The organism is Streptomyces sp. NBC_01267, assembly GCF_036241575.1.
GTDB lineage: Bacteria > Actinomycetota > Actinomycetes > Streptomycetales > Streptomycetaceae > Streptomyces.
In genome coordinates this window covers 6,175,351-6,200,951 of sequence record NZ_CP108455.1, presented here as the reverse complement: position 1 = coordinate 6,200,951, position 25,601 = coordinate 6,175,351, and the positions used below count along the sequence as shown (strand labels likewise).

The following is a 25,601-nucleotide window of genomic DNA, read 5'->3' as shown; positions in this document are numbered from 1 at the left end:
TACACCGACCCGCTCGAAAATCCTCCGTCCAGCCATGAGGTGGGTCACCGGCTCCTGGGGAGAGCAATGCGGAACGGTCATACACGCGTCGCCGACTACATCATTTCCTCGCTGGCGGAACTGGGCGTCGACCACGTATTCGGGGTCGGTGGCGCAAACATCGAGGACATGTACGACGCCGTCCACCACGGCGACGGGCGGGTGAAAGCCGTCGTCGCCAAACACGAATTCTCAGCCACCTGCATGGCCGAGGGAAGTCACCGGACGGTCGGCGGACTGGGTGTCGTCATGGCGACCTCGGGAGCGGGCGCGATGAATCTGGTGCCGGGCGTCGCGGAGGCGTACGCCGCCCGGGTCCCGCTGCTCGCCCTGGTCGGCCAGCCGCCCCGCGACCTGGAGGGCCGCGGCGCGTTCCAGGACACCAGCGGACGGTCCGGCGCCTTCAACGCGGTCGAACTGTTCGGCTCCATATCGCGCTTCTGCGCACGGGTCGACGATCCGGCCGACACCGGCAAGCTGCTCGCCGCGGCGGTCGACGCCGCGCGCTCACCACGTGGCGGGCCCGCCGTGCTGCTGCTGCCCAAGGACGTCCAGCAGGCTGCCGCCGGGGCGCTCCGGCCGCTCGACGAGCTGTTGACGCCCACCACCGTCCCGGCCGCCGCCCACCGGCAGGCCGCCGCCGATCTGCTGGCCGACGCCGCGCGCGGCGGCTCCGGCATCGTGCTGATCGCCGGGGACGGCGTGGGACACCAGGACGCGCGGGCCGAACTCGCCGCACTGGCCGACCGGTTGGGCGCGTCGGTGGCGGTGACACCGGACGGCAAGGACGCCTTCGACAACCGCGAACCGCGCTATGTCGGCGTGGCGGGCGCGATCGGGCACCCGACGGTGCGGCGCCAGCTGGAGGAGGCCGCGGTCTGCGTACTCGTGGGCACCCGGCTGCCGGTGATGGCGCGGGCCGGACTCGACGGGGTCCTCGCGGACACCCCGCTGATCTGCTTCGACCCGGAGCCACCCTTCATCGGCCCGCAGCCCGACGGCCCGCCGGTGGTGCACGTGGACGGCGATCTGCGGGCCGAACTGCGGGCGGTGTCCGCCCTGTTGCCCGTGCTGCCCGCCCGTCCGGCGCCCGCGCGGGGCCCGGAGTACCTGGTCACGCCGCGGCCCGACAGCCCGGGAGTGCGGCTCTCCGACGCCGTGGAGGCGATCGGGTCCGCGCTGCCCGACGACGCCCCCGTGGTGTCCGACGCGGGCAATGCCAGTTCGGCGGCCGTGCATTACCTGACCGCCCCGCACCGCGGGAAATTCATCATCGCGATGGGCATGGGCGGAATGGGCCACAGTTTCGGTACCGGAATAGGCGCCGCGTTCGCCACCGGCCGGCGTACCTATGTGCTGGCGGGCGACGGGGGTTTCTACGCGCACGGCATGGAGATTCATACCGCCGTCGAATACGACCTGCCGGTCACCTTCATCATCTTCAACAACAACGCACATGCCATGTGCGTGACGCGTGAGCAATTGTTCTACGAGGCGGACTACTCGTTCAACACATTCAAACCCTCGTCCATCGCGGCCGGTGCCGGTGCCATGTTCCCCTCACTGAACGCGGTGCGGGCGACCACGGCCGGAGAACTCCGTACCGCCCTGACCGAGACGAATTCCACCCCCGGTCCCGCACTTGTCTGCGTCGAGGCCGACCCGGCCGAGATGCCGCCGTTCGTGCCGTTCCTCCGTCAGCTCGAATCCCTTACCACTCCTTCAGGAGCGACTCATGTCGACTACGTCACCCCAGTTGGCTGACATTCCCGATCTGCTGCGCTGCGAGACCACCAGCACGGACGAGATCCTCGCGCGGGCGAGCGAGCGGACCGAGGCCGCATACCCGCACGACCTGGTGTACGGCGACTTCTGCACCATCCAGGACTACATCGACTGTCCGCCGGAGGAGGTCTTCGACTACCTCTGCAACATCAACAACCTCGACGAGTACACGGTCAGCACCCGTGGCTTCGCGCCGACCGCGACCCCCGATCTCTATGTCGGCCGGGACACCCTGGCACCCGACACCAAGATCTACATGACGCTCAAGCCCAACCGTGAGGCGCTGACGCTCGACTACCACTGCGCCTGGGACCAGGGCGAAGAGCTCTGGATGATCTATCTGTTCCGGATCGTGCCGGCCCAGCAGGTGCTCGGCAAGCCCGGTTCGGTGGTCATCTGGTCCAACTGCCACCACCCCAACTACGACAAGAACCCCTACCCGGAGCTGGCCCCGAGTCCGGACCGGATCTGGGTGGGCGACCTGTGGCCGCTGTTCTACGCCGGCCACCGCATCGAGCTGGACAACCTCAAGACGATCCTTGAGTACCGCCACAGCAACGGCCTGCCCATCTCGGTCGCCCCCGCCCCCGAGGCCACCCCGAAGACCGGCCCGGAGGCCGCCCGGTGACCCCCGTCAGCCTGGTCGACGTCGGCAGCTACCTGCCCGAACGCACCGTCGGGACCGACTTCTATGCCAACGGGGACACGGAGACCGCCGAGGGGCTCATGTTCCGGGCGCCCGCCTTCCGCCGTCACGCCGCGCCGGACGAGACCGCCACCGACATGGTGGAGAAGGCCGCCCGGCCGATGCTGGAACGGCTGCGCGCACAGGGCGATGCCCAGGTGGACATCGTGCTGACCAACGTGGCGCTGCCGGAACGTGCCTTCACCGGGGCGGGCGCCGACATCGCGGCCCGGCTCGGACTCGACCCGGTGCCCGAGTGGATCATCGACGTGCACAACAGCGGCTGCGCCTCCTTCGTCTACATGATGAAGATCGCCCGCCGGATCATCGAGGGCGGCGGCGCCCGCAGCGCACTGATCTGTTCGGTGCAGAACATGGCGGGGCAGCTCTTCGCCCGCCCGGACGTACGGACCCGCAAGCACGCTCCCGTACCGGGTGACGGCTGCGGCGTCGGGTTCCTGCGGGCGGGCGACGAGTCGCCGATCCTTGACGTGGTGAGCTACCAGGGCGTCGAGTACGCCAACGACATGAACCTCTCCGTGGAGACCCGCAAGTACTGGGAGCCCGGCGAGGGCGAGATAGACATCGGCTTCAGCGACGGGAAGGTGGCGCAGATCGTCGCGCGCGGCAACCAGCTGGTGCCTCAGGTCGCCACCGAACTGTGCGAGCGCATCGGCACGCCGACCTCCGACATCGACGTGTTCATCACCAACCAGCCGAACCAGATGTTCCTGCAGAACTGGCGGGAGGCGCTGGGCGTCAAGCCGGAACGGCACCTCGACACCTTCCACCAGTACGGCAACCTGTTCGGCGCCGGTATCCCGGTGACCCTGGCCCAGGCCCGCGACGAGGGGAAGCTCCGCAAGGGAGACCTCGTCGTGCTGTCCGGTTTCGCGCACGCGGGCGACTTCGCCGCAGCCGCCGCCGTCCGGTGGTAGCGCGTGTCCCGTGAGCAGCGCCGTCCGTCCGATCTCTCTCTGGAGTTGCGCCGATGACCGATCTCTCCGTTGCACCGTCCCCTGCCCCTGCCGCACCGGCCCTCACCGGTGACGAGCTCGCCGAGCTGGACCGCCGTCATCTGCTGCACCCGTGGACCCCGATGGGCGACCCCGAGCAGCTGTTGATCGTCTCCGGCGAGGGCTGCGACGTCACCGACTCGTACGGCCGCACCTATCTGGACGGGCGCAGCGGCCAGTTCAACGCCACTCTCGGGTACGGCCACCCCCGGGTGCTGGCCGCCCTCCAGGAGCAGGCCGGCAAGCTGATGACGTACGCACTGCTGGGCTCGTCGAACGAGCCCGCGGTGCTGCTCGCGGCCAAGCTGGCCGAACTGCTGGGTGAGCCGCTCAGCCGTACGCTCTTCTGCAACTCCGGTTCGGAGGCGTCCGAGGCGGCGGTGCGGATCGTCCGGATGTACCACACGCTCCAGGGGCAGCCGGAGCGGACGACCGTGATCTCGCTGGCCGACGGCTACCACGGGACGACCAGCGGGACGACGGCGATGTCGGCGTCACCGATCGCCTGGGCGGGCTGCGGTCCGCGGCCAGGCGGGTTCGTCCAGATCGCCACGCCCCGGTGCGCGCAGTGCGCGTCCGGTGCCGCGCACGATCCCTGCGCGGTGCCGGGACCGGAGGCGCTGGAGGAGGCCGTCCTGGCGCAGGGCGCGGAGAACGTCGCGGCGTTCTTCGTGGAACCGGTGCTCGGTGTGGGCGGTCTGCTGCCCCTGCCCGCCGGTTACCTGCGCGGTGTGCGGGACATCTGCGACCGGTACGGGGTGCTGCTGGTCGTCGACGAGGTGACCACGGGACTGGGCCGTACGGGGGCCTGGTTCGCCCACCAGCGCGAGGGCATCACGCCCGACATCGTCACCACCGCCAAGGGTCTGACGAGTGGGTACGCCCCGCTCGCCGCGGTCACCATGACGACCGCCATCGCCGATGTGTTCGCCACCGACCCGATGCTCGGCGGCCTGCGGCACGGGCACACCACCAGCGGTCACGCGATGGGCGCCGCCGCGGCGCTGGCCGTGCTGCGGGTGATCGAGGAGGACGGTCTGATCGAGCACGCGGCGGCGGTCGGTGAGCGGCTGTGCGGTCAGCTGACGGCGCGGCTCAAGGGGCTCGACGGCGTACGCGACGTCCGTGGGGTGGGGCTGCTCGCCGGGATCGAGTTCGACTCCTTCCCGCGCGCCTCCCAGGTGGTAGCCGCCTGTCGCCGGGCCGGGGTCGTCGTCCGCAGCGAGGGCCCGGTGCTCTTCGTCTCGCCGCCGCTGATCGTGACCGAGGAGCAGGTGGACCGGATCGTCGACGCGCTGTACGCGGGCGTGGTCGCCACCGGCGCGGCGTAGGCGGCAGCCGACCGGCGACGGCGGTCGGGGGCAGCGGTCGGGAGCAGGTGAGCAGCGGCAGGGCCAGGTCCTCCGGGACGCCGGGCCCTGCCACCGACTGCCGCCGACTGCCGCTGCTCAGCCGGGCGTACGGGCACCCGGCACCGCGATCGCGGTGATCACCAGCCCGTCCCGGACCAGCCACCGGCCGGGCAGGCTGTCGAACCCGGCCGGGCCCCGGACGCCGGCCGGGACCTTCCAGAGTCCCGGCCTCGTCGGCCGGGCGGTGAAGGTCCCGGCGGACCGGACGTCCGGCCCCGGCTCGATGCCCTGATGTCCGAAGCTGATGTCGGCGTCCTCGAAGTCGAGCCGCTGCCCCCCGTACATGTACCAGGCCTTGTAGACGGCTTCCTTGGCGCTGAACAGCAGCCGGTCCATGTGCAGTGCGGGCCGCTCGGCCCGCTCGGCGGACAGCCGGTCCCGCTCCTGCGGCAGGGCGACGACCTCCTCCACGCCCTCCGGCAGCGGGCCGTGCGGCTCGGCGTCGATCCCGATCATCAGCACGTCGTCCCGGTACGCGAGCGCCGCCGCCCGGTACCCCTCGCAGTGCGTGAGGCTGCCGACCACCGAATCGGGCCAGCGGGGCGCACCGTGCGCGTCCGGAAGCACCGCCATCGCGGGCAGACCCAGCTCCGCGAGCGCCGTTCGCGCGCAGTGCCGCACCGTGGTGAACTCCCGGCGGCGCACCTCGACGGCCCGCGTGATCAACCGCGCTTCCTCCGGGTACAGTTCAGCCCTCGCCGGGTCGCCGAACGCCTCGCTCACGGCAACACCGGCCGGCAGGATCCCCTTCAGCATCGTCCGGCCCCTCTACTGAAGGACGCGTCGGGGACGGAGCGTGCTGGGGTGCCCCGGCCGTTTCCACTCCCGCGGGTAGCCGACCGACACCTCCTCGAACCGCACCCCGTCGTGCCAGGTCGTGCGCGGGATGTGCAGATGCCCGTAGACCATGGCGGCGACGTTGAACCTCCGGTGCCAGTCGGCGGTCCCCTCCGTTCCGCACCAGAGCCCGAACTCGGGGTAGCGCAGGATCCGGGTCGGCTCACGCACCAGCGGATAGTGGTTGATCAGGACGGCCGGCAGGTCCGGGTCCATGGCGGCCAGCCGCACCTCGGTCTCCTTCAGCCGGGCCTCGCACCAGGCTTCCCTGCTCGGATACGGGTCGGGGTGCAGCATGAACTCGTCCGTACAGACGATGCCTTCGGCGCGCGCGGCGGCGAGGGCCTCCTCCTGGGAGAGTCCCGGGTCGGTGCGGAAGGTGTAGTCGTAGAGCAGGAACAGCGGGGCGACGGTCACCGGCCCGCCGTTCCCCTCCCACCGGGGGTACGGGTCCTCGGGGGTGACGACGCCCAGGCTCCGGCAGATCTCCACGAGGTGCTGGTAGCGCGCGACCCCGCGGAGCTGCAACGGATCCTCGCGCGGGGTCCACAGCTCGTGGTTGCCCGGCGTCCAGACGACCTTGGCGAAGGCCCTGCTGAGCGTGGTCAGCGCCCAGGTGATGTCCTCGGACATCTCCCCGACGTCCCCGGCGACGATCAGCCAGTCGTCGTCGGACGCGGGGCGCAGTTCCTCGACGATGCTGCGGTTCTCCGCGTACGCGACATGGAGATCGCTGATGGCCAAGAGCTCTCCGGGCATCGCCCTGTCCTCTCCCGCGCTGTCGATGTGGATCCAACGAGCTTACGGGTGAGGCTACTTGCCTCCGTCATGGCCGAGCGGCCGAACCGCCTCCCGTGGCCTGAACTGCCGACCAGGGCCTGTTCCGCGCAACCGCCCACTAGTTGGTCGTGTGCGTGGGGTAGACCTGAACGTCGGTGTAGGCGCCCTTGATCGCCCCCGCGTTCGCAGGCCAGTCCAGGGTCACGGTGTGGGTCTCGTTCGGGGGCGTCACCAGGATGTTGGTCGGGGACGCGAGGCTGTTCCCGGTGGTGTCGATGTCGTAGGCGAGGTCGAAGACAGCGGCGTCGCCCGGCTTCAGGGTGGTGATACGGGGCTGGGCATGGCCGCGCTCGATGGGGTTCGAGGTGTGGTCGGCGTCCTTGATGTCGACGCCCGCGAAGCCGGTCGCCGAGCAGGTGGTCGAACCCCGGTTGATCATGGTGATGTTGATCCTGCCGGAGTCCGCTTCGTCGGGCGCGGCGTCTATGGCCAGGTCCTCCGTCTTGCAGAACGTGACCTTGCCGCCGGTCTCCGCTGCGCCGTTCGCGGCGTCCGTGGCTCCGGTGCCCTCACCGGAGCCCGACTTCGCGCTGTCGGCCTGCGTGCCACCGGAACCCGAGCCGCTCTCCGGCTTCGAGCCACCGTCCGAGGACGAACCGCCCTCCGAGGACGAGGAGGACGAGGACGAGGAGCCCTTGGCGGCCGAGTCCTTCACGGTGCCGTCGCTGTCACAGGCGGTGAGCGAGAGGGTGGCGGCGAGACTGATGGCGGCGAGAGCGGTGATGCGGGTGTACTTCACGGGGTTCCCCCAGGAGTTGCGCGGTGCAGGTGGTCGAGAACATTTGTATCTCGCACCGAGTTACAGACAGTCCTCCACGACGTCTTCGTTCTGTCACAGGGGGACCGGCCTCACGGCCCGTCGAAGTGCCACCGTCCGGTCATCCGCCTAGCACTCTCACCAGTCCTCCGGACGGCCACAATTCAACTGCGCGACCGGTGGACACACTTGGGGGCATGACCACGGTTGAGCCGGCACGAGTGAAAGCAGCGGAGCTGGCCGCGTTGCGGGATCGAGTCCGCGGCGGGCCCGGAGCCGAGGCGACCGACGCACAGCACAGGAAGGGAAAACTGACCGTCCGGGAGCGGCTGTGCCTCCTCTTCGACGAGGGGAGTTTCACCGAGATCGAGGGGCTGCGCCGGCACCGGGCGACCGGGTTCGGGCTGGAGGCGCGCAGGCCCCGCACCGACGGTGTGGTGACCGGCTGGGGCCTGGTGCACGGGCGGCGGGTGTTCGCCTACGCCCATGACTTCCGGATCTTCGGAGGTGCGCTGGGCGAGGCCCACGCGGAGAAGATCCACAAGCTCCTGGACCTGGCGGGTACGGCCGGATGTCCCGTCGTGGGGCTCTGCGACGGAGCCGGGGCCCGGATCCAGGAAGGTGTCACGGCGCTCGCCGGGTACGGCGGCATCTTCCGGCGCAACGTCCGCTACTCCGGTGTCATCCCCCAGATCAGTGTGATGCTCGGCCCCTGCGCGGGCGGCGCCGCCTACTCCCCCGCACTCAGCGACTTCGTCTTCATGGTCCGCGACATCGCGCAGATGTTCATCACCGGGCCGGACGTCGTCCAGGCCGTCACCGGCGAGGCCGTCTCGCAGAACGGTCTCGGCGGCGCGCAGGTGCACGCGACGGCCTCGGGGGTCGCCGCCTTCACCTACGACGACGAGGAGAGCTGCCTGGACGAGGTGCGGTACCTGCTGTCGATGCTGCCCGCCAACAACCGCGAACTGCCGCCCCCCGCACCGTCCGACGACCCGCCGGACCGCCGCACCGGGGCCCTGCTCGACCTGGTGCCGGTCAACCCTTCGCACGCCTACGACATGCGCGCCGTCATCGAGGAGATCGTGGACGACGGCGAACTGTTCGAGGTGCATCCGTCATGGGCGACGAACGTGGTCTGCGCGCTGGTGCGGCTCGGCGGGCGGACCGCCGGTGTCGTCGCCAACCAGCCGCAGTCGCTGGCGGGCGCGCTGGACATCGCGGCGAGCGAGAAGGCGGCGCGCTTCGTGCAGTTCTGCGACTCGTTCAACATCCCGCTCGTCACCCTGGTGGACGTGCCCGGCTTCCTGCCGGGCACGTCCCAGGAGCACCAGGGCATCATCCGGCACGGGGCGAAGCTGCTGTACGCGTACTGCAACGCGACGGTCCCCCGGATCCAGCTGATCCTGCGCAAGGCGTACGGCGGCGCCTACATCGTCATGGACTCCCGTTCCATCGGCGCCGACCTCTCCTTCGCCTGGCCGACGAACGAGATAGCGGTGATGGGCGCCGAGGGCGCCACCGACGTGGTCTTCCGGCGGGAACTCGCCGCGGCCGAGGACCCGGACGCGCGGCGTGCGCAGCTGGTCAAGGAGTACACCGCGGAGCTGATGCACCCGTACCACGCCGCCGAACGCGGTCTGGTCGACGACATCATCGACCCGGCCGAGACACGTCAGGTCCTCATCGACTCCCTGGCGATGCTCGCCACCAAACACGCGGACCTGCCGTCCAGGAAGCACGGCAACCCGCCCCAGTGAACGTACCCACACCTGCGAGGGAAGGCAGAAGGCACATGACCGTGACCCACTCCCCCAACGTCCTGCTGGTCGGCGGACCTTCGGAACTCGACGGCCACCGGACCCGCTACGTCGCCGACACCGAGGAGAAGGTGAAGGTGTTCCGGGGACACCGGTACGACCACTTCGAGCCGACGCCCGAGATCTCCGTACGGGACGGCCAGGAGTTCCGGGTCTTCGTCTGGACCCAGTGCACCTACGTCGCCGAGTGAGGGTGGGGCTGCCCTGACCGCCGCCTACGTCCTGACCGATGTGGCACGCCGCTGCCCGCGCGGTATCGCTTCGCACTGCCGTAGTTGCTTGTACCGTGCGCGCATGACCGGGACGCATTCCGACGAACAGAGAGTCGGGATCTTGGGCGGATCTTCTCCCGCTGTCCTCTCCCGTACGGGCACCGGATAGCCGGTGGGGGTTGCGGCGGCCTTCACCGCCTGCCAGTTTCTTTTCGTACGGCCGGACTTGGGTCTTGGCTGGGACGAGGCGGTCCATGTCAGCCAGGTGGGTTCGCACGCACCGGCGGCGTTCTTCAGTGCGCACGCGCGCCCGTGACATCTCGTACCTGGTGGCACCCCTCGCGGCGCTGACCTCCTCGACCGTGGTGCTCCGCCGCTACCTGGCCGTACTGTCCGGCGCCGGTCTGCTGGGGGTGCTCGGGGTCCGGCGCCGGTTCCAGGTCTGGCGGCCGGCCGCACCTCGGTCTCCTTCAGCCGGGCCTCAGCTCATGGTTGCCCGGCGTCCAGACGACCTCGGCGAAGGCCCTGCTGAGCGTGGTCAGCGCCCAGATGATGTCCTCGGACATCTCCCCGACGTCCCCGGCGACGATCAGCCAGTCGTCGTCGGACGCGGGACACAGCTCCTCGACGATGCTGCGGTTCTCCGCGTACGCGACATGGAGATCGCTGATGGCCAAGAGCTCTCCGGGCATCATCCTGTCCTCTCCCGCGCTGTCGATGTGGATCCAACGAGCTTACGAATGAGGCTCCTTGTATCGAATGCGACGGAGCGCCGAACCGCCTTCCACGGTCTTCACGGGAACCCCGGACCCACCCCACCGCACGCGCGGGAAGCCGTCCGGATGAACGCCGACGGTCCGCGCGGCGTCCTTCTGGCCACACTCCGGGGATCGTCACTCCCGGGCAGAATAGTGTTGAATGCAACAAAATTTGTGACGTCGCAGGAAACGTGCAGGTGGGGGCATCGCATGGCACGAACACGACAAGCACCAAGAGCAGTGGCCGACGAAACAGCCGGACTGATCTCATCTCTTCGGAAAGAGATCCTCGCGGCGTACGAGGACAGGGTCCGGCTCACAGGAGCACAGACCGCGAACAACCCTGACGCGATGGACAGGGCACTCGCCGACGCACACGGCATTCTCACGGAACTCACCCGCGCCCTCGGCGCAGGTCCCGCAGAGACCGGCCGGACGGACGGCGCGGGCGGAGGGGAGCACACCAGGATCGCGGCGGCGCGCGCGGACCCGTACGAGATCACCGAATCCATGTCACTGCTCTTCGACGCGGTGCTGTCGGTGGTCACTCCGTACATACCGGCGGAACCGATGGCTCCGCACGCATGGCAGGCGCTCGTGACGACCCTTCAGCGGATCCTCGCCGTCCGCATGCACGCGTCGTTCGCGGAGCACACGGGGGTGGCGCCGAGTGGTGTACCGAGGGCGCTGGCCGAGGAACGCCGCCGGATCGCCAGAGAGCTGCACGACCGGATGGGCTACTGCCTGAGCATGACGCAGCGGCAGCTGGAGCTGTACGACATACGCCGGGCCAGCGATCCGCCCGTCGCGGAAGGCCACTGGGAGGAGGCCTGGGAGGCGCTCCAGGAGTCGATGCGACATCTGCGCGTGGTGACGTCCACGCTGCACGATCAGCAGCCGCCGCGCAGTCTCGACGCGGCGCTACGCGCGTATCTGGGGGCCGCCGACACCGGCGATTCACTGGTGGGAATCCAGGTCAGCGGCGACGAGACCTGGGCGCCGCCCAGAGTGCTCGACGAATGCTTCCTGGTGCTGCGGGAGGCGGCCCGTAACGCGCTGGCGCACGCGCGGCCCCGCTCGCTCCGCATCACCGTGGCCATCACCCCCCACGAACTGCGTGGCACCGTCCTGGACAACGGTCGCGGCTTCGACACCACCGGCACGGCCCGCGAGGGTTTCGGCCTGATCTCGATGGCGGAGCGGACCGAACTGCTCGGCGGGCAGCTGGCCCTGGCGAGTGTGATCGACGTGGGCACCGTGGTCCGCTTCGCCGTCCCACTGAGAGGACGCAGCGTTGAGAACATCACGTGACGCCCGGATCCGGCTGCTGCTGATCGACGACCACACCCTGGTCCGCGACGGACTGCAAGAGATCCTGGACTCCTACAACGACCTGGTGGTGGTCGGCGGCGCCGCCACCAGTGGGGACGGGGTGGAACAGGCCAGGCGGCATCGCCCGGACATCGTGCTGCTCGATGTGGAACTGCCGGGGGGCGAGGTCACAGAGACGGTACGGAGGATCCGCACCGTCTCACCGGCCTCGCGGATCATCATCTTGAGCATGTTCGACGAACCGCGGCTGCTGCACCGGCTCGTCACCGCGGGTGTACGCGGCTACCTGGTCAAGAGTGTGAGCCGGCACGAACTGGTGTCCGCGATCCGTAGCGTGCACCGCGACGCGGAACGCCTGGTGCACGCCGTGTCCCGGGAGACCCTGGCCCGGATGCGGTCCGGTGCGTACGGACCCGGTCTGTCGGACCGCGAACTCGAAGTGCTGGAACTGGTCGCGCTGGCGCTGAGCAACAGTCAGGTCGCCGACCGGCTGGCCATCACCGAAGCCACCGTCAAGCGGCATCTGCGGAACGTCTTCGCGAAGCTCGGAGCCGTCTCGCGGATCGACGCGGTGAACAAGGCCGTCGCCGCATCGCTGATCGTGTCCGGCGCCCCGAGGCGTACGGCCGGCCACGGCTGACCGACTCCGCCCCGGACCGCCTGTGCGGGCGGCCCGGGGCGGAGGGACCGCTGCTACCAGCCGGTGCCGATGAGGACGCGCGCACCGCCGGCGAAACCCGGTCCCGAGTACCGGTACAGCTCACCGGTCGCCGCCTTGGTGGCGATGATGTCGGGTGCGCCGTCACCGGTCAGGTCGCCGACCCCGGTGATGTTGCTCATCGAGTTCCAGCCCGTTCCGGTCCGTGCCTTGCTGCTGTCGGCGTAGTCAGGACCCGAGAGGCGGAACAGGTCACCGTTGGCATCGACTGCCAGCAGATCCGACACGCTGTCACCCGTCAGGTCGCCGACCCCGGCGAGCTGGTTGTAGACGTTCCAGCCGGTGCCGATACCGACCCGCGATCCGCCCGGGAAACCGGGGCCCGTGTACCGGTAGAGAGCGCCCGTCGACCGTGCGACCGCCACGATGTCGGGGACGTCGTCCCCGGTCAGGTCGCCTACCGCGCTGATACCGGCCATGCCGCTCCAGCCGGTGCCGATCTGTACCTTGCTGTCGGCGGCGTAATCGGGGCCCGAGTAGCGGAACAGGCCGCCGTCGCCGTCGACGGCGAGCAGATCGGACACACCGTCACCGGTCAGGTCACCGACCCCGACGATCCGGTCGTAGACGTTCCAGCCGCCGCCGAGCGACACCCTGGAGGCGCCGCTGTAAGCAGGGCCCGCGTACCGGTAGAGAGTTCCACTGGCGCGGGCGATCGCGACGATGTCGCCGGCCGAGTCGCCCGTCAGGTCCCCCACGCTCGCAGCACCCGACATGCCGGCCCATGACACGGCGCCGCGGTACAGCTGGTGGTCGGAGACCGTTGCGTCGCGGGGCAGGACGTCACCCTGCGCGGCTCTGAAGTACCGCTCGCCGAACATCAGGTAGTCGAGCTTGGAGACGGTGCTTCCGGTGAAGGTGGTCTCGCCCGACCGGCAGTACAGCCGTGCCGCCGGGTCGCACACCTGCTGGTTGAAGGAGTCCTTGTCGGTTTCGTCCGCCTCGATGAACCGGCCGTGTCCGCCGTCGTCGGCGCTGGGGCTGTAGAAGCTGCCCAGTGAGGTGCTGCGGGGCGTTGCGTTGAAGTCACCGCCGAGGACCACCGGGGTACCGGCGTCCTCCCAGGCCTTGGCCTGTGCCGCGAGTTTGACCGATTCGGCCTGGTTGAGGGCTGCGTCCTTCCAGTACAGATGGACCGAGCACGCCCAGGTGTCCCTGCCGTGGAGGGTGGTGCGCACACAGGGGACGAGGATCTTCTCCACTTCGTTGCCGACGGTCAGCGGCAGCACCGTCGAGGCGAGGATCGGCCCCTTGACGAACAACGCCACACCGTAGGCGTACTTCCCCTTGCAGGCGGTCGCGCTGCCGCCGGCGGCGATCGTCGCGGTGAACTTCCCGTGGTAACCGAGCGGCTGCAGACGGGTGTTGAACGTGTCGTACTGGTCCTCGCACACCTCCTGCAGGAAGATCGCATCGGTGTTCCATCCCTGCGGGGATGCCTGGGCGACCACCGCGTTCATACGGTTGGTGGCGCTGTCGGTGGCGCTCTTCGGGCATGCGCTGCCGCAGATGTTGTAGCTGACGAAGTGCAACGACTGCGGGGTGGTGACGGGCAGCGAGTCGGCCTGCGCATACGTCGGCAGCGCCATCAGCAGCAGAAGCAGCGAGCAGATCGCGGCCCACCGGCGGGTGAGGCGCGCGGTTCCTCGGGGCATCGGGACGGCGCCGTCGCGCCCGGCGCGGGTGATGCGGTGATGCGGACGCACGAAGGGTTCTCCTGTCGGACGGGAGGAGTGGTCGTTACTGGGCGGGCGCCATCGCGGCGGCGGCGCCCGGGACTACCAGCCGGTACCGATGCCGGTACGGGTCGCGCCGCTGAAATCGGGACCGGCATAGCGGTAGAGAACGCCACTGACCACGTTCACGGCCAGCAGGTCGGGGACGGCGCTGCCGGTGATGTTGCCGGGTCCGACGAGCTCGGCCATGACGTCCCAGCCGGTGCCGATCTGCACCCTTCCGCCGCCGGAGTAGTCGGGGCCGGTGTAGCGGTAGAGCTTGCCGCGGGCGTCGGCGGCCAGGATGTCGGCGACCCCGTCGCCGTTCTGGTCACCGACCGCGGTCACGTCGGTCATCGATCCCCAGCCGGTACCGATCTGCACCCGGGTGTCACCACTGAAATCAGGACCCGAGTACCGGTACAGAACACCGGTGGACCTCTTGACGGCGATGAGGTCCGGCACACCGTCACCGGTCAGGTCGCCCACCCCGGTGGCGTCGGTCATGGATGTCCAGCCGGTGCCGATCTCCACCCGGGCCGGACCGCTGTAGTCGGGACCCGAGTAGCGGTACAGCGTTCCGTCGGACGCGGTCGCCAGGATGTCCGTGACCCCGTCGCCGTTCTGGTCACCGACCGCGGTCACGTCGGTCATCGATCCCCAGCCGGTACCGATCTGCACCCGGGTGTCACCACTGAAATCAGGACCCGAATAGCGGTACAGAACACCGGTGGACCTCTTGACGGCGATGAGGTCCGGCACACCGTCACCGGTCAGGTCACCCACATTCGTCAGATTCGCCATCCGCGGCAGCGGATACGGGTCCGCGGTGTCCGTCGACAGGCCGGTACCGGGACTGCACGTCCAGGCACCGGCGCCCTGGTCGGCGAGGATCTTCTCGGCGATGAGGATCTGCTGTTTCTTGGTCGCCTGGTAGGCGTGGGGTGCATAGGCGGTGCCGCCGTAGTGCTGCCAGTTGTAGCCACTGATCTGCAGGCCGCCGGTGTAGGTGGTGCCGGTGTCGATGCTCCAGTTGCCGCCGCTCTCACAGCGGGCGACCTTGTCCCAGGTGCTGACCGAGGCAGCCGACGCGGGAGTGACGACGGCCAGGCTCAGGGCGAAGACCGCGGCGGCGGCCGACGAGCGCAGTGCGGACGGGAAACGGCGTACGCGTGTCACGAGGCTCCTTCGTCGGAGAATCGAAGTCGGGAAGTCGGGAAGTCGGAAGTCGGGGAGTCGGAGGTCGGGGAGTCGCAGAGGGGTGGACTTCGCCGTGCGGGCCGGAACGCCCGGGGCCTGCTCCCGAGCCGGCCCGCATGCCCCGGCCCGCACGGCGAAGTCGGTGGCCCGGACTACCAGCCGGTGCCGATCTCGGTGCGGCTCGCGCCGCTGAACGCCGGACCGGTGTAGCGGAAGAGCTGAGAGGTGGACAGCTTGACGCCCAGCAGGTCGGGAATGCCGTCACCGTTGAGGTCGCCCGGACTCACCAGGTTGTTCATGGAGTCCCAGCCGGTGCCGATCTCCACCCGGGCCGGACCGGTGTAGTCGGGACCCGAGTAGCGGTACAGCGTTCCGTCGCCCTTGGCCGCGATGATGTCGGTCACCCCGTCACCGTTCAGGTCACCGACCGCCGTGACGGAGTCGAAGGAGTTCCAGCCGGTCCCGATCTGCACCCGGGTGGCACCGCTGTAGTTGGGGCCGGAGTACCGGTACAGGGCCCCGCTCGACTTCTCGACGGCGAGAAGGTCCGGTATGCCGTCACCGGTCAGATCGCCCACTCCGGTGATGCTGGTCATCGCCGCCCAGCCGGTGCCGATCTCCACCCGGGCCGGACCGGTGTAGTCGGGACCCGAGTAGCGGTACAGCGTTCCGTCGCCCTTGGCCGCGACGATGTCGGTCACCCCGTCACCGTTCAGGTCACCGACCGCCGTGACGGAGTCGAAGGAGTTCCAGCCGGTCCCGATCTCCACCCGGGTGGCACCGCTGTAGTCGGGGCCGGAGTACCGGTACAGCTTTCCGTTGGAGACCTTGGTGGCGATGATGTCGGGGATGCCGTCACCGGTCTGATCGCCCACTGCGGCGAGGTTCGTCATGCCCGGGTCGGACACATCGACGATGGCCTTGTTGTGGACCGGGTGGAAGGTGCCGTGGCCCGAGAAGTACGGGTACGGGATCTTCCGGTGGTGGACACCCGATCCGCTGAACTCGTAGCCCCAGTAAGCGGACTTGGAGGAGTCGGTCCACTTCTCGAACAGGGCGATGTGGCCCTGCGCACCGGCGGCGGGGTTGTTGAGGGCGTCCCCGGCCTTGAGTTCGGCCTTGGTGATGTCCTCCGTGACGCCCGAGGAGTTGAACGTGCCGGTCACCAGCGACGTGCCGAGCTTCCAGGCCATCGACGCATAGCCCGAGCAGTCCATGCGGTAGCCCTGGTAATACGCGGTGTTGCTGTAGACCAGGCCGAGGTCGACCCAGCTCGCCGCCCGGGACATGACTTCGGTCCTGGTGAGCGCAGGCGGGGTGAGCTGGGCCGACGTGAGTGTGTTCGGATCGGTCCGGAGTGCCTGGCCCGCCTGGCCCTCGGGTCTCTGACCGGATCCGCTCTGCGTGACGGCCCCGAGGACAGAACCCCCACTGTCCGCGCTCGCGCTCACCGGCGCGGTCACACCGACGCACAGCGCCACTCCCAGCGCCGACAGGGCGAAGCGACTTCCGAGCAAACGAAAATGCACCAATACCTCCACAGAAGAAGAAGGCCGACGTGTATCCGTACGTAGAGCGGCCCGGAAAAGGACGCACTCGTTCCGCTGCACAGGACGCGTCGGATTCGAGGAACGCCACTGCCGGAGACCGCTCGTCAGCGGCCCGGCTCGGCGCACGTAACGTGGCACGGAAGACCGCCGCGAACAATTGCCGATGTCCGTTGTTGCCCAAGAAGAGCAAAAGGTCGCACCAGAAATCGCCTGTGAAGAGCAAAAGGAAACGCCACCGGTACAACCTTCGATACGCGCCGGCTCATCCGGCGGCTATCCGGCGCCACAGCGATGCGGTCGGCCGCGTACCGCACCGCGAGCGGTGCGAGGGTGGCGTCGATGTGCATCACATGAGGGTCGTCGACCTCGATCGTGGTCACTCCGAAGCCGGGCTGAAGAAGAACCGGGTGTCCTCCCGCCGGTGGAACAGGCCGTGCACAACGAAATCCCGGGCCCTCAGCGGAATGAAGAGGACATCACCGGGACGGACCCGCGCATGGAAGAATTTCGCCCCGCGCAGCCAGGGAAAACGCAGCAGGTCGGGGGTAGCGAGATCCAGCTGGCTGTTCACCAGATTTCCAGGAAAGGGGTAGGCGGCCCGGCACTCGTTCCAGGTCAGATCTCGTACTTGCTTGTACGGTGCGCGTATGACGGGGACACATTCCGAAGAACAGAGAATCGGGAACCTGGGAGAATCTTCCCCCGCGGTCCTGTCCCGCGCGGGAACCGGATGGCTGGTGGGGGTCGCTGTGGCCTTCACTGCCTGCCAGTTCCTTTTCGTACGACCGAATTTGGGTCTTGGCTGGGACGAGGCGGTCTATGTCAGCCAGGTGGGTTCGCACGCGCCTGCGGCGTTCTTCAGTGCGCCGCGCGCCCGTGGCATCTCGTACCTGGTGGCGCCCGTAGCGGTGCTGACCTCCTCGACCGTGGCGCTCCGCTGCTACCTGGCCGTACTGTCCGGCGCCGGTCTGCTGGGGGCGCTCTGGGTCTGGCGCCGGTTCCAGCCCGCGCTGCGGCTGGCGCTCGCGGGCGTGCTGTTCGCCGGGCTGTGGATCACCCAGTTCTACGGGCCGCAGGCGATGCCCAATCTGTGGGTCGCGCTCGGCGCACTGGCCTGCGCCGGTTTCTTCCTGCGGGTGGTGACCACCGCGCACTCCGGCCCGCAGGACCGCTGGGCCCTGCTGGGTACCGCGCTCTGTCTCGGCGCGGTGGTGCTGCTGCGCCCGCCGGACGGATTCTGGCTCGCCCTGCCGCTGGTCCTCGCTGCGCTCCTGGTCCGTGAGTGGCGTCGCCCGGCCGTGTTCGCCGCCCTCGCCGCCGGGCTGGTGGCGGGCGGGGCGGAATGGGTCGTGGAGTCGTACCTGCGGTACGGGGGCGTGGTGGCCCGGCTGCACACCTCGGGCCTGGTCGAGGGCGGCATCAGCTGGAACCTGGCCTTCACCGACCAGTTGAGGGCGCTGAGCGGACGCACACTGTGCCGGCCGTGCGATGTTCCGTGGACGAACAAGGGAGAGTCGCTGTGGTGGTTCGCCCTGCCGCTGCTCGCCGCGGGCGGGGTGGCCGTCGCCCGGCGGGCCCGCCGCCTGCCGGCCGTGCTGTTGCCCACGCTGTGCGGGGTGTCGATGGCGGTGCCGTACCTGCTGCTGATCAACTACGCCGCACCGCGCTTCCTGCTTCCTGCATACGCCCTGCTGTCCCTGCCGGTCGCCGAATGCCTGTGGTGGCTGGCTGCCGGGGCGGGCAGGCCGCGGCTGCGGCCGGTCACGACCGGCCTGGTGACGCTGGTACTGATGGGGCATCTGGTGGGCCAGTACGTCGTGCTGTCCCACACGGTCACCCGCAATGCCGCCGCTCACGACGGCTACGCGCGGGTCGCGACCGGCCTGCACGGGCTCGGCGTCACCCCGCCCTGCCTGGTCACCGGGGACAACGCCATCCCCATCGGCTACTACGCGGGCTGCGCCTCCGCCGCGACCGCGGGCAACAACGCCAACACCACGGTCCGGGGCATCACCGGGACCGCCGCCCAGCGGCCGACCGCGGTTCTCGTACCGGTGGGGCAGCGGCCACCGGACTACGCCCGGGGCTGGACCCCGCACCGGCTCCCGGGCGCACAGCAGCTCACCGCGTACACGGCCTATGTGGCCCCGCTTCCTCCAGGGTGAACCGTCGGCCCGCCGTAAGCGGAAGTTCACCAACGGGATTGCTCAGTTTGTCGGTTGGGAGTGATTAATCCGTTCTAACCTCGTCAAGGTGCGGGATTCCTCCTCTCCCGGACAGCCCGTCCGCGGACTCCGGGACCGGACCGTCCGCGTCGAGGGCTTCCCGGCGTTCCGCTCTTCTCTCCCTGGGGGTTTCATGCGCACGGGGTTCAGGCACACGGGCTCGATGCACACGGGCTTGCTGCACAGATCGCGAGGGTTGGCAGGCGCCCTCGCCCTGACCATCGCCACGACCGGACTCGGCGTGGTCGCCTCGGCGCCCGAGGCCTCGGCGATCACGCCCCCCGTGGCGTTCACCGCGGACAACCTGCCGACCTGGCAGACCAACGGCATCGTCTGGGCGCTCGCCCAGAGCGACGGTGTGGTCTTCGCGGGCGGCACCTTCTCCGCGCTCCGGCCGCCGCAGGGCACCACGGGCGCCTCGCGGCCCGCGGTCAACTTCGCCGCGTTCGACGCCGCCACCGGCGCGCCCACCAAGTGCGTCCTGTCCTTCACGGTCAAGACCGGCACCGCCACCGTGCGGGCCCTCGCCGTGTCACCGGACAAGAAGACCCTGTACGCGGGCGGCTACTTCGGCGCGGTGAACGGCACCCAGGTGTCGTCGCTGGCCGCGATCGACATCGCCACCTGCAAGCCCCGGGCCTCGTTCCGGGCGAGCTTCCCCGCCACCGTCCGGGCGCTGGCGGTGACGAACGACACCGTGTACGCGGGCGGCGACTTCAGCACCGTCGACGGCAAGAAGCACCAGCGCTACGCCGCGGTCAAGACCTCCGACGGTTCGGTGCTGCCCTTCAAGGCCGACGCGGACGCGCCGGGCCGGGCCGTCGCGCTCACCCCGGACGGCAAGAAGGCCGTGCTCGGCGGTGACTTCTTCACCGTCAACGGGACCGACTCGCACGCCCTCGCCGTGGTGGACGCGAAGTCGGGCGCGGTGACCAAGTCGTACCCCGGCTTCATCGAGAAGAACTCGGTGGTCAAGACCATCGACACCGATGCCACCGGGATCTACACGGGCAACGAGGGCACCGGCTCCGGGGTGTTCGACGGCCGCATCGCTCTCAACACCAGCAATTTCGCCCAGCGTTGGCGTGACACCTGCCTGGGCGCCACTCAGGCCGTGAAGTCCTACAAGGGCGTGCTCTACAGCGCCTCGCACGCGCACGACTGCTCCGGTGTCGGCGAGTTCCCCAACGGCAGGCGCCGCCACTTCCTGGCGGAGCCCACCACGGGTACCGGCAAGCTCGGCTGGCTCCCCGACACCAACGACGGCATCGGTGAGGGCATCGGCCCCCGCGCGCTGACCATCGCCACCTCGGGTGCCACCTCGTACCTGTGGTCGGGCGGCGAGTTCACCACCGTCAACGGCTCCCCGGCCCAGGGCCTGACCCGCTTCGCCTCCACCGGCGACAAGGGCGCGCCGACCGTGCCGGTCGTCTCGGCCGCCGCCCTCAAGCCGGGTGGGGTACAGGTCCGTTGGCGGGCCTCCTTCGACACGGACGACTCGAAGCTGACGTACAAGGTGTACCGCAACGGCTCCAGCACCCCGCTGAAGACCGTGCAGGCCGACTCGCTGGAGTGGTCGCGCCCCCAGGTCGGCTTCACCGACACGTCTGTCGCCACCGGCAAGACGTACACGTACCGGGTCACCGCCGCCGACGCCGCGGGGAACACCAGCGCCCTGTCCGCGACCGCGAGCGTCACCGTGCCCTCTGCCACCGAGCACTACCCGGCCGCCGTACTGTCCGACGGTGCCAAGCTGTACTGGCGCTACGACGACCGCACCGCCCCGTTCGCGGCGGACACGTCGAGCTCCAACAGCTCGGGCGTCATGGTGAACGGCCCCTCGCTGCGCAAGACGCCCTCCGCCGTGAAGGGCCCGTCCACCGGGATCGGCTTCAACGGCAGCAACCAACTGGTGTACAGCGACCACCGGTACGCCCACCCGACCACGTTCAGCCTGGAGACCTGGTTCAAGACCACCAGCACCAAGGGCGGCAAGCTGATCGGCTTCGGTGACAACACCCTGAGCACCAGCAAGCAGTACGACAAGCACGTGTACATGACGAACGCGGGCAAGCTCGTCTTCGGTGTCCGCAGCGGCACGCTCAAGACCCTGGTCAGCCCGAAGACCTACAACGACGGCAAGTGGCACCAGGTCGTCGCGGCGCAGGGCTCGTCCGGCATGACGCTCTACGTGGACGGGCACCTCCTGACGTCCAACAAGATCACCACCAACCAGGACTACAGCGGCTTCTGGCGGGTGGGCGGCGACACCCTGACCGGCTGGCCCTCCAGGCCGACCAGCGACTTCTTCAACGGCCAGCTGGACGAGACCGCCGTCTACGCGCGGGTGCTCACCAGCGCGCAGGTCGCCGCCCACTACAAGCTGGCGAGTGCCACGTAGCCGCGCAGGCACCGACCGCCACGGTCCCGGACGGCAGCTGCCCCTACGCCAGGGTCTTCCTGGTGCCGTCCGGCTTCAGATCGACGAGCTTCCCTGCGATGCCCTGGTCCTGGAACGCCTCCACGAGGGAGTTCAGGTCCTCGGAGTAGATGTTCCAGCTGTCGGTGTGCACCGGAACCACCCTGCGGGGATCGAGGTCCTTCGCCACCAGGGCCGCGTTCCTGGAGGTGAGGGTCAGCGGGGCGTTGTGCAGGATCGCTGGGGTACGGGCGGCACCGGCGAAGAGGACCGCCGTGTCGATGGGGCCGATCTCCTTCTTGATGCGGTCGCCGACCTGCTCGGCGACCTCGACCGAGGCGTTGTCCCCGGAGATGTAGGTGACGGGGACACCCTTGCCGCTCAGCACGAAGCCGGTGACCTCGCCGTCCTTGCCGCGGTCCACCCCGTCGGGACCGTGCAGGGCAGGAACGGCGGTGATCTTGACGGTGCCGTGGGCGGTCTTCAGCTCCTTGGCGGACCAGCTCTTCATGCCCGTGACGTGATCGCCGAGGCGCTGCTGCGCACCGGGCGTGGAGAACACGACCGGCACGTGCTTGAGCAGTTCACGGCCCGTGTCGTCGAGGTTGTCGTCGTGCTGGTCGTGCGAGAGCAGTACGGCGTCGATCCTGCCGATCCTGTCGGTGCCGAGCGCGGGGGCGTGCGTCTTCTGCAGGCCGCTCTTGTACTTCTTGGGTGCGTCGAAGGTCGGGTCGAGCAGCAGGCGGGTACCGGCGACCTCCAGGATCGTGGTCGGGCCGCCGATGTGCGTCACGGTGAACGCGCCGGTGCCGGCGGACGAGGGCCCAGGGCTCGATGCGGCCGATGCGGCGTCGGCGGTGCTCCTGCCGCCACAGGCGGCGAGGAGGGTCACGCTCGCGACGGCTGCGACGGTCGCCGATGCGGCGTGGCGGAACGTCGAACGGTTCATGGGGAGTACCAGCTCTCTCGTTGGGGGGAGTGGGGCCGCCCCGAGGGCAGGTCGGCCCCCGAGGCGTACGGGACGGAACGAACGGCTCCCTCGCCCGGGGACGGCCTCCTTCGACCGGGGGCGGCGATCCGCACCGCCCCCGGCCGAAGGAAGCCACGCGTCACACCTGCGCTGCCGTCCTCTTCCGGAACGGGCAGGCGTCACCGGCGGTCGTGGCAGAGGCAGTTCGCGCCCCGGCGGCCACCGCGCCGAGCTGGTCCAGGATCTCGTCGGACAGCAGGTCCTGCTTGCCCTTGAGCGCGTCGGCTATCTCCTGGTCCACCGGGAAGACCATCTCGGCCGCGATGTTGTCCTGCACGATCCGGGCGAGATTGTCCAGAGCGACGAAGATCGGGTCCTTGGGCGTCTCGACGGTCGCCAGGTCGATCAGGTGGGTATCGACCTTGGCCGGATTCATGCACGGCTTGATGATGATCGAATTCTGATTCAGGACGGACGTCGTCCACTGCGACAGCACGACGGTGTACAGGTCCTGCCAGCCCTCTTCACCGATCTTGGCCCGCCATTTCTTCATGACGTCCTGCACACCGGCGATCTGCGCGTCGGCCGCATGCTTCATATTGGTGCGGATATTGCCGTACACACGGCCGGAGAAGTCCTCGAACGACTTCATGTCCAGTGACTTGCCCGCCACTGAAGCATTGATGAACTCAATTGCCGCATCGAGCAGTTCGCTGCACGACGTCACCAATTCCTGCGGGAGGTTCGCCTGGTCGAGCTGCCGACGGGCGGTGGTGAGGGTGGCGGCGAAGTCCTGGAGCGGGGCGATCCAGCCCGTGGTACCGGTCCCCTTGAACGCGACCATCTTCAGGTCGTGCGGGTCGATGCGGTCGGCATGGGGAAGGTTGGGAACCTTGTCGCTCAGGTACGGCGCGACGGTCGAGAAGATTCCCAGCGGCACATGGCTGATCGACTTCGCCAGCTCGAAGACCTCGGAGACCGGATTCACCGATTCCTGCGTGCCGTTGTGAACGAGGGTGAACTTGCCGCCCTTGGCGTCGTTCTGAACGACGACGACGGGACTCAGGTACGCGATCAGGTCGGATTTGAGCACGGCATAGTTCGATCGCATTCCGGCGTTGACCGCCAGCATCGCGTCGCGTGCCTGTCTCTCCGCGTCCGCCACGGTCGCGGCAGCCGGAACGGCGGCGGCCGAGGGTGTGGCGGAGAAAAGGGTTGCGGCGCCGACTGCGGAAGCGCTGCTGAGAAATACTCTGCGCGTGGCCATGATCTGTCTCTCCGTACAGGTTCGAAAGGCGTGCGTGCGGTCATGGCGTGGGGGAAATGAACGGCGTGGTGCATGGGGTCATTCCTTAGTGGGGGGGTGGGGGGTGTGGGGTTGAGGGTGTGGAATTGGCGGGCGATCTCGCCCTGAATCACCAGGACTTGGCCGAGCGCGGCTCCTGCGAGAATCCTTCAGCGTGGGAACTGACAGACCGGCAGAGACCGCGCTCAGCAACCAGGTGCCCCGGCCTCGGCGCTCAGGCCAGAGACTTCTCGGACTCGACGACGACCCCGTAGAGATCGGCGATCGTCGCGAGCGCGCTGTGATGGATCTGGCAGGCGGCCAGCTCGGTGCCCGCCGACTTCAGAGGCCGCGTCGCGCAGGCGTCGGCCACCACGGTGGGCCGGTTTCCCCGCAGGAACGCGCCCTCCACGGTGAACGTCACGCACATGTGCGTCATGAACCCCACGACGATGACGTCCTTGTGACCGGCGGCGTCGACGTGCCCGCCCAGGTCGGTGTCGACGAAGGCGTTCGGGGCCTTCTTGACGACGACGGCCTCGCCCTCGATCGGGGCGACGCTCGGGTGGATCTGGCCGATCTCCGCCCGGATGTCGTACGGGGTGCCCTCGCCGCCGTCGTTGATGACGTGGATGACCGTCGCGCCGGCGGTCCGGGCCCGTACCAGCAGCGCGGCTGCGGAGTCGAGTGCGGCCTGCCAGCCCTCCAGCTCCATCACACCGTCGACGTAGGTGTTCTGGTAGTCGACCAGGATCAGGGTCGCATCGGCGAGCGACGCAGGCGTCTCGTCGAACCCGTTGAGTTCGCGCAGAGTCGTCGTAGCCATGGGAGTTACCGCCTCAGGTTTCGTGCCGGATTCATGCGGGATGTCGCAGACTCACCCGTGCGGTGAGCTACGTCCACGACGCTACGGCCGGCGGTGAGTGTCGGCAATGACGTCTAACATGCAGATCCGGACATCGCTTCTACCGACGGGCGGAGACCTCATGAGCACGGTCGAACGACTCATCGTGATCGTTCTCTTCGAGGGCGTCGACCTGCTCGACGTCACCGGGCCCCCGGAAGTGTTCGCCCTCCTGGGACGCGAGACGGACGGTACGACCGGCTACCACGTCGTCCTCGCCGCCGAGACCATGGACCCCGTCACCACCTCGGCGGGCGTGCGCATCCTCCCCGACATCACCTTCGACGAGGCGTCCACGAAGAGCATCGACACGCTCCTGGTGCCTGGCTCGGTCGAGACCGACAGCCAGGGCCGCGTCCACGCCCTCACCGACCCGACCGTGGTCAGCCGGGTCAGGACACTCGCAGCCAGGACACGAAGGGTCACGTCCGTCTGCGTCGGCGCCCACATCCTCGCCGCCGCCGGGCTGCTCGACGGCAAACGCGCCACCACCCACTGGTCGACCGCGCAACAGCTCGCCGCCGAACACCCGTTGGTCGAGGTGGACGCCGACCCCATCTTCATCCGCTCGGGCGACGTCTGGACCGGCGCGGGGATCAGCGCCTGCCTCGACCTGTCCCTCGCCCTCGTCGCCGACGACTTCGGCGAGACCGTCGCGCTGCGCGTCGCCCGGCAGCTCGTGATGTACCTGAAGAGACCGAGTGGGCAGAGCCAGTTCAGCGTTCCCCTGGAGCCCGTTTCCACGACCCGGCGCATAGAGGACCTCCGCCACCACATCATGCGCAACATCGGCGAACAGCTCACCGTCGCAGACCTCGCCGCGTACGCCCACGTCAGCGAGCGCCAGCTCACCCGGATCTTCAAGTCCGAACTCGGCATGCCCCCGAGTGCGTACATCGAGTCGGTGCGCGTCGAATTGGCGCGCCACCAACTCGAATCGACCGATGTCACCCTCGAACGCATCGTTACGGCCTGCGGGTTCGGCACGATCGACACCCTCATCCGGGCGTTCCGCCGACGGCTGGACACGACGCCTACGGAGTACCGGCTCCGTTTCCGGACCAACTCCGGCTGAGAAGTGTCGGAGGGGGCGGATACGCCAACTGCCCCCGCTGACCTGCC

General features: G+C 69.0%; 21 protein-coding genes and 1 pseudogene. 11 read left to right on the top strand and 11 right to left on the bottom strand.

The window, feature by feature from the left end; translation table 11 throughout:
* Window positions 1–66 precede the first annotated feature (66 nt).
* Genes OG709_RS28285 through OG709_RS28270 form a run of 4 tightly spaced genes read left to right on the top strand, consistent with a single transcriptional unit; the run spans window position 67 to window position 4,856 of the window.
* Entirely contained in the window at window positions 67–1,803 is a 1,737-nt protein-coding gene (locus OG709_RS28285) for a thiamine pyrophosphate-binding protein (protein ID WP_329168045.1), read from the top strand.
* Window positions 1,775–2,452: an SRPBCC family protein gene (locus OG709_RS28280; RefSeq protein ID WP_250304689.1), complete on the top strand. Its 678-nt coding sequence runs from the start codon at window positions 1,775–1,777 to the stop codon at window positions 2,450–2,452. The genes OG709_RS28285 and OG709_RS28280 overlap by 29 nt, the downstream gene beginning before the upstream one ends.
* Window positions 2,449–3,447, top strand: coding sequence for a 3-oxoacyl-[acyl-carrier-protein] synthase III C-terminal domain-containing protein (locus OG709_RS28275; RefSeq protein ID WP_250304690.1), 999 nt, complete (start codon window positions 2,449–2,451; stop codon window positions 3,445–3,447). Before OG709_RS28280 ends, OG709_RS28275 begins: the two co-directional genes overlap by 4 nt.
* Window positions 3,448–3,500: 53 nt before the next feature.
* Window positions 3,501–4,856, top strand: a complete 1,356-nt coding sequence (locus OG709_RS28270) for an aminotransferase family protein (protein WP_250304691.1) — start codon at window positions 3,501–3,503, stop codon at window positions 4,854–4,856.
* Window positions 4,857–4,973: 117 nt separating this feature from the next.
* On the opposite strand, the gene OG709_RS28265 is transcribed toward OG709_RS28270, so the two are convergent.
* The 3 genes from OG709_RS28265 to OG709_RS28255 all read right to left on the bottom strand — a co-directional run bounded on the left by OG709_RS28265 (window position 4,974) and on the right by OG709_RS28255 (window position 7,353).
* Window positions 4,974–5,693 (bottom strand): 4'-phosphopantetheinyl transferase family protein, encoded by a 720-nt coding sequence (locus tag OG709_RS28265; protein WP_329168043.1) that lies wholly within the window; start codon window positions 5,691–5,693, stop codon window positions 4,974–4,976.
* A 12-nt stretch (window positions 5,694–5,705) separates the two neighbouring features.
* Entirely contained in the window at window positions 5,706–6,533 is an 828-nt protein-coding gene (locus OG709_RS28260; RefSeq protein WP_266640343.1) for a metallophosphoesterase family protein, read from the bottom strand.
* 139 nt (window positions 6,534–6,672) lie between these two features.
* A complete protein-coding gene (locus tag OG709_RS28255) occupies window positions 6,673–7,353 on the bottom strand; it encodes a DUF4232 domain-containing protein (RefSeq protein WP_266640344.1) in 681 nt (226 codons plus the stop codon).
* Window positions 7,354–7,568: 215 nt separating this feature from the next.
* Here OG709_RS28255 and OG709_RS28250 point away from each other — a divergent pair, with 215 nt between their 5' ends.
* Both OG709_RS28250 and OG709_RS28245 read left to right on the top strand, forming a co-directional pair.
* Window positions 7,569–9,131: an acyl-CoA carboxylase subunit beta gene (locus OG709_RS28250; RefSeq protein ID WP_266640346.1), complete on the top strand. Its 1,563-nt coding sequence runs from the start codon at window positions 7,569–7,571 to the stop codon at window positions 9,129–9,131.
* A 35-nt stretch (window positions 9,132–9,166) separates the two neighbouring features.
* Entirely contained in the window at window positions 9,167–9,382 is a 216-nt protein-coding gene (locus OG709_RS28245; protein WP_250304696.1) for a DUF5988 family protein, read from the top strand.
* 503 nt (window positions 9,383–9,885) lie between these two features.
* Here the strand turns inward: OG709_RS28245 and OG709_RS28235 are convergent.
* Window positions 9,886–10,098, bottom strand: a pseudogene (locus OG709_RS28235) (metallophosphoesterase); the annotation flags it as partial.
* Between the two features lie 414 nt (window positions 10,099–10,512).
* Here OG709_RS28235 and OG709_RS28230 point away from each other — a divergent pair.
* Together OG709_RS28230 and OG709_RS28225 are read left to right on the top strand one after the other, a co-directional pair.
* Window positions 10,513–11,472 carry a sensor histidine kinase gene (locus tag OG709_RS28230; RefSeq protein WP_326693835.1) on the top strand — a complete coding sequence of 320 codons (960 nt, stop codon included), beginning with the start codon at window positions 10,513–10,515 and terminating at the stop codon, window positions 11,470–11,472.
* The gene (locus OG709_RS28225) at window positions 11,456–12,133 is read left to right on the top strand and encodes a response regulator transcription factor (RefSeq protein ID WP_329168040.1); all 678 of its coding nucleotides are present in this window, start codon (window positions 11,456–11,458) and stop codon (window positions 12,131–12,133) included. Before OG709_RS28230 ends, OG709_RS28225 begins: the two co-directional genes overlap by 17 nt.
* A 53-nt stretch (window positions 12,134–12,186) precedes the next feature.
* On the opposite strand, the gene OG709_RS28220 is transcribed toward OG709_RS28225, so the two are convergent.
* The 4 genes from OG709_RS28220 to OG709_RS28205 all read right to left on the bottom strand — a co-directional run bounded on the left by OG709_RS28220 (window position 12,187) and on the right by OG709_RS28205 (window position 17,247).
* Window positions 12,187–13,917, bottom strand: coding sequence for an endonuclease/exonuclease/phosphatase family protein (locus OG709_RS28220; RefSeq protein ID WP_250304698.1), 1,731 nt, complete (start codon window positions 13,915–13,917; stop codon window positions 12,187–12,189).
* A gap of 72 nt (window positions 13,918–13,989) precedes the next feature.
* Entirely contained in the window at window positions 13,990–15,105 is a 1,116-nt protein-coding gene (locus OG709_RS28215; protein WP_284349455.1) for a transglycosylase family protein, read from the bottom strand.
* 173 nt (window positions 15,106–15,278) lie between these two features.
* Entirely contained in the window at window positions 15,279–16,643 is a 1,365-nt protein-coding gene (locus OG709_RS28210; protein WP_329168037.1) for an FG-GAP repeat domain-containing protein, read from the bottom strand.
* Between the two features lie 409 nt (window positions 16,644–17,052).
* Window positions 17,053–17,247, bottom strand: coding sequence for a cupin-like domain-containing protein (locus OG709_RS28205; protein ID WP_250304702.1), 195 nt, complete (start codon window positions 17,245–17,247; stop codon window positions 17,053–17,055).
* A gap of 220 nt (window positions 17,248–17,467) precedes the next feature.
* On the opposite strand from OG709_RS28205, the gene OG709_RS28200 reads away from it, so the two are divergent.
* Both OG709_RS28200 and OG709_RS28195 read left to right on the top strand, forming a co-directional pair.
* Window positions 17,468–18,841, top strand: coding sequence for a hypothetical protein (locus OG709_RS28200; RefSeq protein WP_329168036.1), 1,374 nt, complete (start codon window positions 17,468–17,470; stop codon window positions 18,839–18,841).
* Window positions 18,842–19,064: 223 nt separating this feature from the next.
* Window positions 19,065–21,302 (top strand): LamG-like jellyroll fold domain-containing protein, encoded by a 2,238-nt coding sequence (locus OG709_RS28195; protein ID WP_401278001.1) that lies wholly within the window; start codon window positions 19,065–19,067, stop codon window positions 21,300–21,302.
* Between the two features lie 43 nt (window positions 21,303–21,345).
* Here the strand turns inward: OG709_RS28195 and OG709_RS28190 are convergent, their stop codons facing one another.
* From OG709_RS28190 to OG709_RS28180, 3 genes are all read right to left on the bottom strand, one after another.
* Entirely contained in the window at window positions 21,346–22,269 is a 924-nt protein-coding gene (locus tag OG709_RS28190) for an MBL fold metallo-hydrolase (protein WP_329168034.1), read from the bottom strand.
* Between the two features lie 160 nt (window positions 22,270–22,429).
* Window positions 22,430–23,557 carry a hypothetical protein gene (locus tag OG709_RS28185; RefSeq protein ID WP_266640354.1) on the bottom strand — a complete coding sequence of 376 codons (1,128 nt, stop codon included), beginning with the start codon at window positions 23,555–23,557 and terminating at the stop codon, window positions 22,430–22,432.
* A gap of 253 nt (window positions 23,558–23,810) precedes the next feature.
* Window positions 23,811–24,401, bottom strand: coding sequence for a cysteine hydrolase family protein (locus tag OG709_RS28180; protein WP_329168032.1), 591 nt, complete (start codon window positions 24,399–24,401; stop codon window positions 23,811–23,813).
* A 160-nt stretch (window positions 24,402–24,561) separates the two neighbouring features.
* Here OG709_RS28180 and OG709_RS28175 point away from each other — a divergent pair, with 160 nt between their 5' ends.
* On the top strand, window positions 24,562–25,554 hold the full coding sequence (locus tag OG709_RS28175) for a GlxA family transcriptional regulator (RefSeq protein ID WP_250304708.1): 993 nt from the start codon (window positions 24,562–24,564) through the stop codon (window positions 25,552–25,554).
* The last annotated feature ends 47 nt before the right edge of the window (window positions 25,555–25,601 follow it).

Bases quoted from the DNA above. Each gene is read 5' to 3' on its own strand.
- OG709_RS28265 (WP_329168043.1), bottom strand. From the start codon at position 5,693: ATGCTGAAGGGGATCCTGCCGGCCGGTGTTGCCGTGAGCGAGGCGTTC.
- OG709_RS28250 (WP_266640346.1), top strand. From the start codon at position 7,569: ATGACCACGGTTGAGCCGGCACGAGTGAAAGCAGCGGAGCTGGCCGCG.
- OG709_RS28190 (WP_329168034.1), bottom strand. From the start codon at position 22,269: ATGAACCGTTCGACGTTCCGCCACGCCGCATCGGCGACCGTCGCAGCC.
- OG709_RS28230 (WP_326693835.1), top strand. From the start codon at position 10,513: ATGGACAGGGCACTCGCCGACGCACACGGCATTCTCACGGAACTCACC.
- OG709_RS28180 (WP_329168032.1), bottom strand. From the start codon at position 24,401: ATGGCTACGACGACTCTGCGCGAACTCAACGGGTTCGACGAGACGCCT.
- OG709_RS28185 (WP_266640354.1), bottom strand. From the start codon at position 23,557: ATGGCCACGCGCAGAGTATTTCTCAGCAGCGCTTCCGCAGTCGGCGCC.
- OG709_RS28245 (WP_250304696.1), top strand. From the start codon at position 9,167: ATGACCGTGACCCACTCCCCCAACGTCCTGCTGGTCGGCGGACCTTCG.
- OG709_RS28260 (WP_266640343.1), bottom strand. From the start codon at position 6,533: ATGCCCGGAGAGCTCTTGGCCATCAGCGATCTCCATGTCGCGTACGCG.
- OG709_RS28175 (WP_250304708.1), top strand. From the start codon at position 24,562: ATGAGCACGGTCGAACGACTCATCGTGATCGTTCTCTTCGAGGGCGTC.
- OG709_RS28285 (WP_329168045.1), top strand. From the start codon at position 67: ATGCGGAACGGTCATACACGCGTCGCCGACTACATCATTTCCTCGCTG.
- OG709_RS28280 (WP_250304689.1), top strand. From the start codon at position 1,775: ATGTCGACTACGTCACCCCAGTTGGCTGACATTCCCGATCTGCTGCGC.
- OG709_RS28270 (WP_250304691.1), top strand. From the start codon at position 3,501: ATGACCGATCTCTCCGTTGCACCGTCCCCTGCCCCTGCCGCACCGGCC.
- OG709_RS28195 (WP_401278001.1), top strand. From the start codon at position 19,065: ATGCACACGGGCTTGCTGCACAGATCGCGAGGGTTGGCAGGCGCCCTC.